The 14,828-nt window shown below is 45.7% G+C and carries 15 protein-coding genes; 11 read left to right on the top strand and 4 right to left on the bottom strand.

Going from position 1 to position 14,828, the window contains the following annotated elements:
- Positions 1–4 precede the first annotated feature (4 nt).
- The 10 genes from fabD to DET62_RS04665 all read left to right on the top strand — a co-directional run bounded on the left by fabD (position 5) and on the right by DET62_RS04665 (position 8,363).
- The gene (gene fabD / locus DET62_RS04710) at positions 5–925 is read left to right on the top strand and encodes an ACP S-malonyltransferase (RefSeq protein ID WP_110013157.1); all 921 of its coding nucleotides are present in this window, start codon (positions 5–7) and stop codon (positions 923–925) included.
- Between the two features lie 16 nt (positions 926–941).
- Positions 942–1,679, top strand: coding sequence for a 3-oxoacyl-ACP reductase FabG (gene fabG / locus DET62_RS04705; protein WP_011234586.1), 738 nt, complete (start codon positions 942–944; stop codon positions 1,677–1,679).
- A gap of 118 nt (positions 1,680–1,797) precedes the next feature.
- Positions 1,798–2,037 carry an acyl carrier protein gene (acpP, locus tag DET62_RS04700; RefSeq protein ID WP_011234585.1) on the top strand — a complete coding sequence of 80 codons (240 nt, stop codon included), beginning with the start codon at positions 1,798–1,800 and terminating at the stop codon, positions 2,035–2,037.
- A gap of 54 nt (positions 2,038–2,091) precedes the next feature.
- Positions 2,092–2,880 carry an aminodeoxychorismate lyase gene (pabC, locus tag DET62_RS04695; protein WP_110013156.1) on the top strand — a complete coding sequence of 263 codons (789 nt, stop codon included), beginning with the start codon at positions 2,092–2,094 and terminating at the stop codon, positions 2,878–2,880.
- The gene (gene mltG / locus DET62_RS04690) at positions 2,877–3,875 is read left to right on the top strand and encodes an endolytic transglycosylase MltG (protein WP_110013155.1); all 999 of its coding nucleotides are present in this window, start codon (positions 2,877–2,879) and stop codon (positions 3,873–3,875) included. Before pabC ends, mltG begins: the two co-directional genes overlap by 4 nt.
- Positions 3,876–3,877: 2 nt before the next feature.
- The gene (tmk, locus tag DET62_RS04685; RefSeq protein WP_110013154.1) at positions 3,878–4,495 is read left to right on the top strand and encodes a dTMP kinase; all 618 of its coding nucleotides are present in this window, start codon (positions 3,878–3,880) and stop codon (positions 4,493–4,495) included.
- Positions 4,495–5,355, top strand: a complete 861-nt coding sequence (locus DET62_RS04680; RefSeq protein ID WP_110013153.1) for a DNA polymerase III subunit delta' — start codon at positions 4,495–4,497, stop codon at positions 5,353–5,355. Before tmk ends, DET62_RS04680 begins: the two co-directional genes overlap by 1 nt.
- Before the next feature lie 23 nt (positions 5,356–5,378).
- On the top strand, positions 5,379–5,735 hold the full coding sequence (locus tag DET62_RS04675) for a hypothetical protein (RefSeq protein WP_110013152.1): 357 nt from the start codon (positions 5,379–5,381) through the stop codon (positions 5,733–5,735).
- 12 nt (positions 5,736–5,747) lie between these two features.
- The gene (locus DET62_RS04670; RefSeq protein WP_110013151.1) at positions 5,748–6,536 is read left to right on the top strand and encodes a YchF/TatD family DNA exonuclease; all 789 of its coding nucleotides are present in this window, start codon (positions 5,748–5,750) and stop codon (positions 6,534–6,536) included.
- Positions 6,537–6,878: 342 nt separating this feature from the next.
- Positions 6,879–8,363, top strand: a complete 1,485-nt coding sequence (locus DET62_RS04665; RefSeq protein WP_110013150.1) for a bifunctional 2-methylcitrate dehydratase/aconitate hydratase — start codon at positions 6,879–6,881, stop codon at positions 8,361–8,363.
- A 52-nt stretch (positions 8,364–8,415) separates the two neighbouring features.
- Here DET62_RS04665 and DET62_RS04660 read toward each other — a convergent pair whose 3' ends face one another.
- From DET62_RS04660 to sppA, 3 genes are read right to left on the bottom strand one after another with little or no spacing between them, the layout of a single operon-like run.
- Positions 8,416–9,759, bottom strand: coding sequence for a sodium-dependent transporter (locus DET62_RS04660; protein WP_110013149.1), 1,344 nt, complete (start codon positions 9,757–9,759; stop codon positions 8,416–8,418).
- Positions 9,760–9,792: 33 nt separating this feature from the next.
- A complete protein-coding gene (gene ansA / locus DET62_RS04655) occupies positions 9,793–10,806 on the bottom strand; it encodes an asparaginase (protein ID WP_110013148.1) in 1,014 nt (337 codons plus the stop codon).
- Between the two features lie 38 nt (positions 10,807–10,844).
- Positions 10,845–12,695, bottom strand: a complete 1,851-nt coding sequence (sppA, locus tag DET62_RS04650) for a signal peptide peptidase SppA (protein WP_110013147.1) — start codon at positions 12,693–12,695, stop codon at positions 10,845–10,847.
- Between the two features lie 109 nt (positions 12,696–12,804).
- Between sppA and DET62_RS04645 the strand changes: the two genes are divergently transcribed.
- Positions 12,805–13,371 carry a nitroreductase family protein gene (locus DET62_RS04645; protein WP_110013146.1) on the top strand — a complete coding sequence of 189 codons (567 nt, stop codon included), beginning with the start codon at positions 12,805–12,807 and terminating at the stop codon, positions 13,369–13,371.
- Here the strand turns inward: DET62_RS04645 and asnS are convergent.
- Positions 13,368–14,768 (bottom strand): asparagine--tRNA ligase, encoded by a 1,401-nt coding sequence (gene asnS / locus DET62_RS04640; protein ID WP_110013145.1) that lies wholly within the window; start codon positions 14,766–14,768, stop codon positions 13,368–13,370. The two genes, DET62_RS04645 and asnS, sit on opposite strands and share 4 nt — an antisense overlap.
- Between the last annotated feature and the right edge of the window lie 60 nt (positions 14,769–14,828).

Genomic DNA, 14,828 nt, shown 5'->3' with positions numbered 1-14,828 from the left:
GATTATGACTAAAACGGCATTATTATTTCCGGGGCAAGGCTCCCAAAGCGTTGGCATGTTAAGTGAATTGTCGAATGATTTTGCTTTAGTGAAAGAAACTTTCGCGGAAGCCAGCAGTGTTTTAGGTTATGACCTTTGGCAGTTAGTACAACAGGGACCTGAGCAGCAGTTGAATGAAACGCAACGAACACAGCCCGCGTTGTTAACTGCCAGCGTTGCATTATACCGTGTAGCCAAAGAAAAAGGCCTGGCTGACGTTACCGTTATGGCAGGCCACAGTCTGGGCGAGTACTCAGCCCTTGTATGCGCCGGAGCTCTGGAGTTTACCGATGCAGTTAAGCTTGTTGCTCTGCGCGGAGAGTTTATGCAGCAAGCCGTGGCTGAAGGCGAAGGTGCGATGGCCGCGGTTATTGGCCTGGAAGATGCCGAAATTGAAAAAATTTGTTTAGAGCAGGCAGGAGAGCAAGTAGTAACTCCGGTTAATTATAATTCACCGGGTCAGGTGGTTATAGCCGGTCATGCAGATGCTGTAGGCCGTGCTGCAGAGGCTTTAAAAGAAGCCGGGGCTAAACGTGTTTTGCCGTTACCGGTTAGCGTGCCATCACACTGTGCATTGATGCAGCCTGCCGCCAGTCAATTGGCCGACGCGTTAAAGTCAATAAAACTGAAACAGCCACACACACCGGTTATTAATAATGTGGACGTTGCCATAGCCGACAGCGAAGATGCCATTAAAGATGCATTGGTGCGTCAGCTTTATTGTCCTGTCCGCTGGACTGAAACGATTGAACAGATTGCGAAATTGGATGTCGAAACAGCCTATGAAGTTGGTCCGGGAAAAGTACTGACCGGATTAAACAAACGTATTACTAAGGCTTTTGGTTGTAGTGCGTTGAATACGCTAGACTCTTTGAACTCACTTTAATAAAAAGGTTATTTACGTGCAAAACTTTGAAAATAAAGTCGCATTAGTTACAGGCGCAAGCCGGGGCATAGGAAAAGCAATAGCTGAATTACTTGCCAGCCAGGGGGCTAAAGTTATTGGTACGGCTACCTCCGATAAGGGTGCAGCTGCAATTTCCGAATATCTTGGTTCAAAAGGCAAAGGCCTGGCGTTGGACGTAACCGATTCTGATAGTCTGCAGCAGGTAATTAAAGAGATTGAATCAGAGTACGGTTCTATCGATATTCTGGTGAATAACGCCGGCATTACTCGTGACAACCTGATGATGCGAATGAAAGACGATGAGTGGGATGCGGTATTAAACACCAACTTGTCCGCTGTATTTAAGGTGTGCAAAGCGGTTGTACGCGGCATGATGAAACGTCGTAACGGTCGTATTATTAATATCAGCTCAGTGGTTGGTACAACAGGAAACCCGGGCCAGGTTAACTATTGTGCGGCAAAAGCCGGGCTGGTCGGTTTCAGTAAAGCCATGGCCAAAGAGGTTGCTGCTCGCGGTATAACCGTCAACTGTGTTGCACCTGGCTTTATTGATACAGATATGACAAAAGCTCTGAATGATGAGCAAAAACAGGCTATTTTTGATAATATTCCGGCAGCACGTTTAGGCGAGCCAAAGGAAATTGCTGCTGCGGTAGCATTTTTAGCATCGGAAGGTGCAGCTTATATCACTGGTGAAACCATTCACGTTAATGGTGGTATGGCGATGGTTTAAGAGGTTAGCGGTACGACCTCTTAACTTTATGCTATTTTTTACTTTATTAATGAGGCTGGTTTCACTACACTACAGCCAATTTTCACTCTCGCGATGACTATTGAGGGATTTTATAATCATGAGTACTATTGAAGAACGCGTTAAAAAAATCATTGTTGAACAATTAGGTGTTAAAGAAGAAGAAGTTAAGCCAGAAGCGTCATTTGAAAATGACCTTGGCGCTGATTCTTTAGACACAGTTGAACTGGTAATGGCTTTGGAAGAAGAATTTGAAACTGAAATTCCAGACGAAGAAGCTGAAAAAATTAAAACAGTTCAATCAGCTATCGACTACGTAAATAATCATTCTAACGACTAATTTGTCGTAGAACGTGATATAAAAGGCGGAGCCATTGGTTCCGCCTTTTTTGTTATGACAATAAGAAAAATACAACTTAATAATAAGCCTTTTCAGTTTTCGGAAATAGACAGAGGGCTGCAATTCGGCGACGGACACTTTACAACCATGCGAGTTGTTCAAGGTGTGCCTGTGCATGTTGAAAGGCATCTGAGACGCTTATCCGAAGCGAATCATCGTTTATTTATAAATCATCCGGATTTTGACTCTTTGCATCAGCGTATTCTTAACGCTTGTGACGGCATAGAAGACGGCGTGTGTAAGGTTATTATCACGCGTGGATACGGAGGCCGAGGGTACGCTTTTGCAGACGGCAGTATAGCCAATGAGTATATCCAGGTAAGCGATGCTCCCGGTCGTTTAAGCTCGGTTAGTCTGGGGGTGGCGGAACTGAACTTAGCCAGACAGCCCAGGTTGGCTGGTTTAAAAACATTAAACAGGCTGGAACAGGTTCTGCTAACTCAGGAATGCGGTGCCTCTGAGTATGATGATTTACTGGTTTGCGATTCTGAGGGAAATATCGTCGAAGCCATACAAGGGAATGTTTTCTGGTACAAACAAGGACAGTGGTATACCCCTGATCTTAGTTTTGCCGGAGTTGCCGGAATTATTCGTCAGTTGATTATTGATGAAAGGGCGCTTACCCCTTTAAATATCGGCTATTTTCCATTGGAAGAATTGGCGGATGTTGAGCAGATTATCTTGAGCAACAGTGTCAGGGGCGCTGTTACGGTCGCTCAGTTTAATGGTAAAGTATTGGATAAGAGTAAATTACCGGCGGTGTTAGAGCAGCTTATATTATGAAAATACGTTTTATTGTGGTGCTGCTTGTTGCAGTTTTGGCGGTTGTGGTTGCCCTTGTCTCGGGGCGCTGGTATTTGTCACAGCCAGTGCAAAGTGATGCCAGGACACCGCTATTATTAGACTTTCGCGGCGGAGCAACCGCCCGTAGCGTAACGTCTCAAGTGACAGAACACTTTGGGAAAGGGCACTCAACATTAAGCTATCGCCTGAGTCAGGTTTTTGCCGATATTAATCATTTACAGGCTGGCCTGTATGAAATTCATGGTCAGCAAAGCTGGTTTGATATTTGGAGTATGCTGAGCCAGGGGCGGGAGAAAACGTTTACCGTAACGCTGGTGGAAGGCCTGACTCTGAAACAGTGGCGAGCTCAGTTAAAACAGCAACCTTATTTAAAAGACGAGTCTTCGGCATTGAGCGCAGCGGAGCTCAGGCTGAAATTGGGCGTTACAGAAGATTCTTTAGAAGGTGTTTTACTCCCTGAAACCTACAGTTACAGAGCCTATACAACGGACATTGCTATCCTGAAACAAGCTTACCAGTCCATGCAGAAAGTGCTGGAAAATGCCTGGCAAAAGCGTTCAGACAGATGTCCTGTAAATTCGCCTTACGAGCTGTTGATACTGGCTTCAATTATTGAAAAAGAGACGGGCGTGGCCGATGAACGTCCATTAGTTGCAAGCGTATTTGCCAATCGTCTGGCTATTAACATGCGATTGCAGTCTGACCCGACGACAATTTACGGTATTGAAAACTTTGACGGTAATCTGACTCGCGCTCATTTACGTGAGAAAACACAATACAATACTTATCGAATTAATGGATTACCACCAACACCAATCGCTATGCCGGGAAAGGCTTCAATTAATGCTGCTGCCAATCCGGTACGTTCTCCGTATTACTATTTTGTCGCGGATAAATCAGGTGGCCATGTTTTTTCGGAAACCCTGGAAGAACATCAACAGGCTGTACGCCGATATCAACTGAATCAAGAGTGATTATGTCAGGAAAGTTTATTGTTATTGAAGGGCTCGAGGGTGCCGGTAAAAGTTCGGCTATCGCAAGTGTTGTTACGCATCTTCAGGCGAAAGGAATTCAGGCTGAAACGGTTCGCGAGCCTGGCGGCACACCGTTAGCTGAATCGCTGCGGGACCTGGTAAAAAAGAAGTGGGATGAAAAAGTCAGCCCCACGACCGAACTCTTACTTATGTACGCCAGCCGCGTTCAGTTGGTCGATAATATTATAAAACCTGCCTTATCCAAAAACCGGTGGGTTATTGGTGACCGTCATGATTTGTCTTCCAGAGCTTATCAGGGCGGTGGCCGGGAGCTTGGTGATGACTTGTTGCAAAAAATACGAAAAATTACCTTAGGGGATTTTACTCCGGATCTAACTCTATTACTTGATGTTGATGAAAAAAAAGGTCTTGAACGAGCCCGGGAACGGGGGGAGCTCGACCGCATTGAAGAAGAAGATTTAGCCTTTTTTCAACGTACCCGGCAACGCTATTTGAATATTGCAGCTAAAGATCCCAGCATCATTGTTATTGATGCAAACCAGTCGATGCTGGATGTTCACCAGTCAATATTGAGAGCAATTGAGGAGTACCTGTTTTAATGGCTTATCCATGGCTACGGGAACCCTGGTTGAGACTAGTAGCGAGTGCCGAGGCAGGACGCCTGGCTCATGCTTATTATTTGCAACATAATGTTGAGGGCGGTTCGACTGAGTTTATTCAGCGTCTGAATCAGTTTTTGTTGTGTAAGCAACCAGGCAAAAGTGCCTGCGGCAAATGTAAATCCTGTTTACTTTATCTATCGGGTAATCATCCGGACACCTGGACTATTGATGGTGCAGAAGTTAACCGCATTGGAGTTGATACGGTACGTGAGCTGCAACAAAACGTCACGCAAACAGCTAACCAGAACGGATTAAAAGTCGCTGTCATACTCGAAGCGGAAAAAATGACAGAGCAGGCTGGCAATGCACTGCTCAAAGTTCTGGAAGAACCTCCCGCAGATACACATTGGCTGGTTTCAACCAAAGACGCAGAGCGCCTACTGCCTACCTTAAGAAGCCGCATGCAGTGGGTAAGCATTGCCTACCCGACAACCGTCCAGAGTGATGAGCAGATTACTTTAGCAGGACAACTGTTGGCGGGACTTCGCGGGCAGCAGGAATTACCTCTTTTAAAAGATAAAGAGGGCGCACTAAGCTGGCTGGATATTTCCGAGAACTTACTCATGGACTGGTTGCTAATTAGTCAAAGAGCCGCGGCTGCGCGGTTACGTTATGAGCAACTGGCGGACGAATTACAACAAATTAGCAGCTATGAGTGGGTCAGTGTTGCGCAGTTAAGTGAGTGGGTATCCGAATGCCGACAACTGCGTCAGCTATATCAGGGCTCAACCGGAATCAATTTGCCGTTATTATTAAGCTTTGCCTGGAGCCGCTGGTCCAATGCACTTTCAGCATAACGGCTCCTTACAACGGAGTTGCCATGCTGACGCTAAAATTAAGTCCAAATTCGCCAACAGAACTCGCTGCTCATGTCGTTCCTGAGTTTCAGTCCTTTACTCTGCTGGTCAACAGCGAAACGGCTGATATCACGGTAGATGACAGAGCCAGGTTAGAGTTTCAATGTCCGGATATAGAAGGTCAACCTTTATATTTAGAGGTGACCGTGGTGTTTTGCTTTGAGGTTTGGGAGCTAAAGAATTGGTTAGCAGTCACGGTTTTGCCCTCACAACAAGCTATGATTCATCGTCTTCGTTACCTTTGCCGCCATCATACAAGTGAATATGGTAAACTCTTTCACCAACTGGTTAACGACTTCTGTCACTCAAATCAACGCTAAGTGGAGCTATCTATGTTCGTCGACTCACACTGTCATTTGGATAAAATCAATCCGGAAAAAGCGGGAGCCGATCTAAAAGAAATTGTTGCAGCGGCACGGGCTAATAAGGTTGAACACATGCTGTGTGTTTGCGTTACCCTCGAGGACTTTCCGGCTATGCAGACAGCGGTGGCCGAATTCGATGATGTTTCAATTTCCTGTGGTGTACACCCTTTGTACGTTAAAGACAGCCAGACTCCAATTGCAGAGCTTGGTGCAAAGTTGCGCGAACTATCGGCACTGAGCAGCGTTGTTGCGGTAGGAGAGACCGGGCTAGACTATTTTTATCACCCCGAATCTAAAGCTCTGCAACAGCAAAATTTTGAGCAACATATTGAAATAGCCAACGACGTCAATAAACCATTGATTATTCATACGCGTGATGCTCGGGATGACACCTTGTCGTTATTAAAAAACGGGCATGCCGAAAAGCCAGGAGGGGTTCTGCATTGCTTTACCGAATCTCTTGAGATGGCAAAAAAAGCCATTGATGATCTCGATTTCTTTATTTCTATTTCTGGTATCGCGTCGTTCCGCAATGCTCAGGAGCTGCGTGACACAATCAAAGCATTGCCACTGGATAAGCTTTTAATTGAAACCGACAGTCCCTGGTTAGCGCCGGTTCCTCATCGTGGTAAAGAGAACCAGCCAGCCTATGTTGTCGACGTTGCAAAATGCGTTGCTGACGTAAAAGGCATTACCTTAGAAGAGGTGGCTAAGACCACGACAGCTAACTATTACAAGCTGTTTGCTAACTCTTAATTAGCTGTGCATAACCTGTGCTCTATTCAATTAAAATTACGCAAAAACAATAAGATAAAAAAATTCTAAAAAATATTAGACATCCCTTTGATATTGTCTACACTGAAGTTTACCGAACAAATTTTATGCAGCCTAATGCATCGTTTTTGTCATGAGTTAGCGCACGGCTCAACCTTTGAGCCATTCCCCTATACCCGGAACAATCTGGATTGGTTCCGGGTTTTTTTTATCTTTTTCTTCCTCTTTCTTAACAATTCATGGCGATCAAAAAGACACTTTTCAGGGTACATATAGACAAACGGATAGCCCGTTCTGATAATAAAATTAACTAAGGAGTCAGTGATGAGTACAACCGTTGAAAGTAATGAACGTCCCGACTACGACGAAGTCATTCAAACCATTGCAGACTACGTTATCGATTACCAGGTAGACAGTGAGGAAGCGTGGAATACGGCTCGTAACTGTCTGATGGACACTCTGGGGTGTGGCTTATTAGCGCTACGCTTTCCCGAGTGCAGCAAACATTTAGGTCCGCTGGTTGAAGGCACCACGGTTCCAAATGGCGCCCGGGTACCGGGCACTCAATTTCGTATGGACCCGGCTAAAGCGGCCTGGGATATTGGCTGCATTATCCGCTGGCTGGATTTTAATGATACCTGGCTGGCCGCCGAGTGGGGGCACCCCTCCGATAATTTAGGCGGTATTTTGGCAACCGCTGACTATATTTCGCAAAAGCGAGTATCAAAAGGCGAGAAGCCTTTAACCATGAAAACCGTTTTAGAGGCAATGATTAAAGCCCATGAAATTCAGGGTAATTTAGCCATAGAAAACAGTTTTAACCGTGTTGGTCTGGACCACGTTGTGCTGGTAAAGGTGGCCTCTACAGCTGTCGTGACTTGGTTAATGGGGGGCTCCAGAGAGCAGATTATGGCTGCTGTTTCGCAAGCCTGGGTCGACGGCCAGTCGTTAAGAACCTACCGACACGCACCGAATGCCGGCTCGCGTAAATCCTGGGCGGCAGGCGATGCCACATCAAGAGCGGTGCGCCTGGCCGACATAACCATGCGTGGTGAAATGGGAATTCCAGGGGCACTTACTGCTCCGCAGTGGGGCTTTTATGATGTGTTGTTTAATAAAACCAATAAAGATCAGCAGCTGAAACCTAAAGAAGACTGGGAGTTTAAGTTTCAGCGTGACTATGGCAGTTACGTCATGGAAAACATTTTGTTTAAACTGTCTTTTCCCGCCGAGTTTCATGCTCAAACTGCCTGTGAAGCAGCTGTGACATTACACCCGGAAGTTAAAGGTAGAATTGATGATATTGAGAAAGTTGAAATAACGACTCATGAGTCGGCTATTCGAATCATTTCAAAACAAGGAAAGCTGGCTAATCCGGCAGACAGAGATCACTGTCTGCAATATATGACTGCTGTACCGCTAATTTTCGGTGAATTAACCGCTGATCATTATGAAAACGGCTTTCATGAAAGTCATCCGGTTATTGATACTATCCGTGAAAAAATGGAAGTGATTGAAAACAAGCAATATAGTCAGGATTATCACGACCCTGAGAAGCGTTCTATAGCTAATGCGTTACAGGTCTTCTTTAAAGATGGAACTCATACTGACAAAGTTGTGGTGGAATACCCAATAGGGCACAGAAGACGCCGGGAAGAGGGCTTTCCGGTACTTGAAAGCAAATTTAAAGCTAATTTAGCGACTCGTTTTCCTGAGCCACGGGTTAAATCCATTTTTGACCAGTGCGCTCAGCAACAGTTCTTTGAAAATATCGCGGTTAATGAATTTATGGATATGCTGGTCATTTAATTCGTTTATAAAAAAAGGCTCTTCAGCTTATTGAAGAGCCTTTAAACGGTTATTAGCCGCGCCAGATAACCAGTAAAATCAGTATTGGACAAATGAATTTTACATACCACGGCCATATCTTCCAGAACAAGCTTTTATCAATATCCGGTGACCCTTGTTTTAACGCCTTTAATAAATAATTTTGACGTAATACCCAGGTCAGCATAATACCGAATACCAGAGCCATTATTGGCTGCATATAAACCGTGCTAAAGGTAATAACGGCACCAAAAAGTAACTCAAAGTTATAAATGATGAGAGTAGATAATGCAGTCACCACTAGTGCAATTATCCAGACGCCGCTGCTGCGATCGCAGTTTGCTTCCTCTCTAAGTGCATTGACGGGCGCTTCCAGCATAGAAATGGATGATGTGATAGCCGCAATCACCATTAACAGGAAGAAGCCAAATGAAACAAATAAGCCGGCGTAACCAAGGGCATCGAACATTGCCGGTAATACAGTGAAAACTAACGTATCGGCGGAGAGCAGAGTGCCGTCGTCCGCATAAATGGTTACCCCATTGGCTTGTGCGACAAACATAGCGGGCAAAATAAGCAGGCCGGCTAAAAACGCAACGCTGGTATCAATGCCTGCTACCCAGGCTGCTGTTTTGGGTATGTTCTCGGAGTTTGACAGATACGCACCGTACGTCATCATCACGCAAACACCAAGTGACAGCGAGAAGAAGGCCTGACCCATAGCGCGAATAATTAGGTTCGGGTCTGTTACGGTTGAAAAGTCAGGCAGCAGATACATTTTCAGGCCTTCAATAGCGCCTTCCTGTGTCAGAATATAAGCTGACATACCAATCAGTAATAAAAACAACAAAGGCATCAAACGTCTGGACCAGCGCTCTATTCCGTTGTTGACACCTGAGCGTACGACGTAAACGGTTAGCAGCATGAAAAATATCATGGTGGTAAGGTTTCTGGAAACCGAGAACTCGGTAAACCAGGTCGCCGTTTCTGGTAACCCAATTAACACCATAAGTGGTGCCAGCATATAAGAAATAAGCCAGCCGGATACAATGGCGTAAAAGCTTAATATTAAGCTTAAGACAATAAGGCCCGTGACCCCGGCAATGGCGCCTGAGCCCCTTAAAAATGGCTTGTCGGATAAGTTACGTAATGCTTCTATCGGGTTTTGACGTCGTATGCGGCCAATGGTTATTTCGGCTACCAGCATCGGATACGCCAGTAAAATAATCATGACCAGGTAAACTAATAAAAACGCACCTCCGCCATTACTGGCGGCCTGGGTAGGGAACCCCCAAATATTACCAACGCCAACCGCTGAGCCAGCGGCAGCTAATATAAAGCCTAATCGGGTTGCGAATGCAGGTGATGAATTTGCCATAATTTTTCTTATTATTATTTGAGCAGCGTCAAATTATGTCGGAGTTAGCTCGCCGCGTAAATTCTTCTGTAACAATTTCTGCATTTTATTCATGCTTAAGTCTTGCGACAGCAGATAATGCAGCTTGGTGAGCGCTGCTTCTATAGTCATATCAGCACCAGATACAATGCCGATTTCTGCCAGTGCATTGCCGGTTGCGTAGCCATCCATATTGACCCGGCCACGAAAGCACTGGGTACAGTTAAGAATGGTAATGCCCTGATTAATTCCTTCTTTAAGACTTGCCAGTAAGGCCTCGTCCTGCGGCGCGTTGCCTACACCATAACTTTGTAAAATCATGGCTTTTACCGGCTGTTGTAGCTGATTTTTTATAATTTCAGCGGATATCCCGGGATACAGCATGACCACACCTATTGGCTGAGGTGTCATTTCAATCACTTTCAATGAATGGGCTGAAGGTTCTGACAGCTCTCCGGCATTCAGCTGAATTTGAATTCCTGCCTCAAGCAGAGAAGGATAATTAGGAGAGGCAAAAGCCTTAAATCCGTTTGCGTCCGCTTTGGTCGAGCGATTGCCCCGGTAAAGCGTATTATTGAAGAACAAGCCAACTTCAGGAATGGGGTAGTTGGCAGCCACATACAGTGAATTGAGCAGATTCGTCTGGCCGTCAGATCGCAGGGCCGCTAAGGGTATTTGTGAACCGGTTACAATAACGGGCTTGCTCAGATTTTGCAGCATAAAAGAAAGAGCAGATGCCGTATAAGCCATGGTATCGGTACCATGCAAAATGACAAAACCGTCGTAACTGTCGTAGTTTGCTTCTATATCGCGGGCAATTGTAACCCAGTCAGACGGCGTCATATTAGAGGAATCCATTAATGGTGAATATTCATTAATGGTGAATTCGGGCATCTCATCGCGGAAGAATTCGGGCATGTTTTCAACGCATCGGCTCAGGTGTCCGGCAACCGGAACATAACCCTGAGCTGATTTTTTCATACCTATCGTACCGCCTGTGTAGGCAACATAAATCTTTTTACGAGCCAAAGTTCACTCCTGTGCTCTGCGAAATAACCGCGATAATTCTATCGCGGTTGAGGGCAGAGTGCACAATAAGAGTAAATATTTTTAGGATCATCAAAGTTTTGCAAAACTGCGGTTTCAGATTTCACCTTATTAAGCGTACCCATTAACCAATGTTGTGCATCGCCGGCAACATTGGGTGCAGGAAGATACTCTGAGGTGCTGTTAAACATGTCAGCAAAAAACTGTTCTTTGGCTGACAATTCTTGCTGAATGATTTTTACGTCATAGTCATCAATAGCAGCAAGCTCAGCGGCAGTAGCGACGGAGTCATCAAAATTACCCAATTGGTCAACTAAGCCGCGTTCCATCGCTTGTTGGCCTGTCCATATACGTCCCTGAGCAACTTCATGTACGTCGTCCCGCGACATATTGCGAGCCTTACTGACTAGAGTCAAAAAGTCTTCATAAGTGGTTTCAACGGAACGTTGTACCAGGTTTTTCTGATAATCGGTCATTTCTTCCAAAGGGTTTAACATGGATAGTTCGGTGGTGCTGACGGTATCGCTATGAATGCCAATGGCCTCTAAACTGTCTTCCAGAGTCATTAACAAACCGAAAACCCCGATAGAGCCGGTAATGGTCGTGGGTGCGGCTACAATTTTATCGGCATCGGCGGCAATCCAGTAACCACCAGATGCTGCAACGGTGCTCATAGAAGCGACAACCGGAATGCCTGCGTCTTTTGCCTGCAAAATTTCCTGGCGGATAATTTCAGATGCAAAGGCGCTGCCGCCGGGGCTGTCTATGCGTAGTACAATTGCTTTGGTTTGCTTGTTATTGCGCGCTTCCCTAATCAGTTTTGCCGTGCTGTCTCCGCCTATCATGCCGGCTTTTTGTGAACCGTTAACAATTTGTCCGCGGGCAACGATGACAGCAATCTGATTGCGATCCTGAGGTTTTAAACCTTCAGGGATATCAGCTTCAGAAGCCAGGTAGTTATCAAAAGTGATATGGCGGAAAGTGTCTTTTTCTTTGTCCAGTCCGGCTAAGTTAATCAGTTCATTACGAACTTCAGTGCGGGTACGCAAGGCGTCCACCATATTTGTTTCTAACGCCATCTTAGCCATATCGCCATTGGCACTGTCAAACGCTGACATAAAGTCATCAACCTTACCACTGGTAACTAGCGGGTTAATATTCCGCGCCGCGGTAACATCGGTGCGAAAACTATCCCACAAGGCTGAATAAAGAAACTCATTGGCTTCACGCGCTTCATCAGACATGTCATTACGAATAAAAGGCTCAACCGCTGCCTTAAATTTACCTACCTTAAAGACTTCGGGCTTAAGCTTAAGCTTGTCGAGTAAATCTTTAAAGTAAAGCTGAGTGTAATCCAGCCCTTCAAAAACCACCGCACCCATTGGGTTTAGGTACAGCTGGTCAGCGTGTGCCGCAATATAATATTGATGTTGGTCGTAATAATCGGCGTTGCTGATAATGGGTTTACCAGAAGTACGGAAGTCATCCAGAGCATCGGCAACGACGCGCAATTTATTGAGTCCGCTGGGGTAGAGGTTTTGTAAATTTAAATATAACGCACCAATGCGCTCATCGGTTTTGGCTTTTTCAATGGATTTAACCACATCGGATAAAAGTACTTCCGGAGTGTCGTCACCACTTCCCATAGCTTCGTTCAGAAATTGACTAAAGGGGTCAACCCAGGTTTTTTCTTCAACCAGCATACCATTAGGGTTCAGAACCAGAATGCCGTTGTCCGGCACTTCGATGGGATCGTCTCCGCTAAAGAGACTAACGAGAAAAACCGCTAATAGTAAAAAGAACACAAGGTTTAAAATGACCTTGCGTGTACCGTTGATTATTTTCCACAAATAACTGAAGATTGAGCGCATAGTTAAATTCTCATTAGCTAATAAAAACAAGCCTTAGCATATCGAATGTGCGAGTGACAGACCAGTCAGAGAATGTAACTAACCGTTACACATTGAATAAGGTTGAAGTATGAATGCCGAAGAATTATTAACCCGCCGATCCTCTATGCCACGTTTGAGTGAACCGGGTCCTACTGTAGAGCAATTAGAATTAATTAAGGCTGCAGCAGTTCGTGCGCCTGATCATATGGGGTTAACGCCATACCAGTTTATTCAGTTTCAGGGCAAAGAAAGACAGGTTCTGGCTGATATTTTCCAGCAGGCCGCACGCCTTAATGACTTTTCGGAAACAGTAATAGAGCAGGCTGGGCAGTTGCCATTTCGGGCGCCCATGGTGATAGTCTCTTGCTTACGTTTTCAGGAGCACCCGAAAGTTCCGCGCGATGAGCAACTGTGCTCTGTTGCCTGTGCAACTCACGGCATGCAGCAAGCGGCTTTTGCGCAAGGTATAGGGGCTATTTGGCGTACAGGATGGATGGCCGAGGACGACTTTATAAAGGAACAACTGAAATTATCTGTTGACGATGCCATTGTTGGCTTTCTGTACGTAGGGACACCTGCGGTCCCTACGCCAATAAAGCCTCAAAAAGATCCATCACCGTTTTTTATGAGTGGCAATGACTTGGTGCTGGATTAAAATTCAGCACTTTTCGGGGCACGTGGGAAAGGTATAACGTCACGAATGTTTTGTACGCCGGTGACATAAGCAACCAAACGTTCAAAACCTAAGCCAAAACCGGCGTGAGGAACAGTACCGTAACGGCGTAAATCGCGGTAGAAGCCGTACTCTTCTTTCGGCAGATTCATTTCCTCAATTCGCTGGTCAAGAATGTCTAAACGTTCTTCCCGGGCGGAACCACCAATAATTTCACCGATACCCGGCGCTAATACATCCATTGCTGCAACGGTTTTACCATCTTCGTTCTGACGCATGTAGAACGCTTTAATATCACGCGGGTAGTTTTTCAGAATAATTGGTGCGCCGACATGTTCTTCAGCTAAATAACGCTCGTGCTCTGATTGTAAATCCACACCCCATTCAACCGCGTATTCGAATTTTCTATCGCAGTTCTTCAGTATCTCAATGGCGTCGGTGTAATCCATGTGCACAAAGTCATTATTTACAATGGCTTCTAAACGGCTGATAGCGTCAGAGTTAATGCGTTCGGCAAAGAACGCCATGTCGTCCGGGCGCTCTTCCAGAACGGCTTTAAACACATACTTAAGCATGGCTTCGGCTAAGCCGGCAACATCATCTAAAGTGGCAAACGCCAGCTCGGGTTCTACCATCCAGAATTCAGACAAGTGACGGCTGGTGTTCGAGTTTTCAGCACGGAAGGTTGGCCCGAATGTATAAACTTTAGATAAAGAGCAAGCGTAAGACTCTACGTTCAGCTGACCCGACACCGTTAAAAACGCTTCTTTACCGAAAAAGTCTTCAGAGTAGTCGACTTCGCCTTTATCTGTTTTCGGGATATTCAGCATGTCCAGTGTTGAAACACGGAACATCTCACCGGCACCTTCACAATCGGAAGTCGTGATGATTGGTGTACTCACCCACAAATAACCTTCCTCATGGAAGAAGCGATGAATAGCCTGAGATAACGCATTACGAACACGCATGACCGCACCGGTAATGTTGGTACGCGGACGCAAATGCGCGTATTCACGTAAGTATTCCATGCTATGACGTTTAGGAGCCATAGGGTAGGTATCGGGATCTTCCACCCAGCCGTATACATGAACCTTAGTTGCCTGCAGCTCAAATGACTGACCTTTGCCCTGAGAAGGGACAACAACACCGGTAATAGCTACAGAACAACCGGTCGTCAGTTTCTGCACTTCATTACTGTAATTGGGAAGTTCTGCCGGAACCACGGCCTGAATGGCATCAAAGCATGAGCCATCGTGCAAGTTAATAAATGAAATACCGGCTTTCGAGTCACGGCGGGTGCGTACCCAGCCCCGGACTGTGACGGTCTCATCGACAGCGACTTTTCCCGTCAGAACATCCACTACAGAAGCATACGACATGAGTTGGTTTTCTCCGAAATTTACACTATTTTGCTATAGAAAGGTTGCTATGTTACCGCG

Source organism: Idiomarina sp. H2 (assembly GCF_004364275.1).
GTDB classification, from domain to species: Bacteria; Pseudomonadota; Gammaproteobacteria; order Enterobacterales; family Alteromonadaceae; genus Idiomarina; species Idiomarina loihiensis.
Note: the sequence above shows the minus strand (reverse complement) of the source record. Positions and strands in the feature narration are given on the sequence as shown.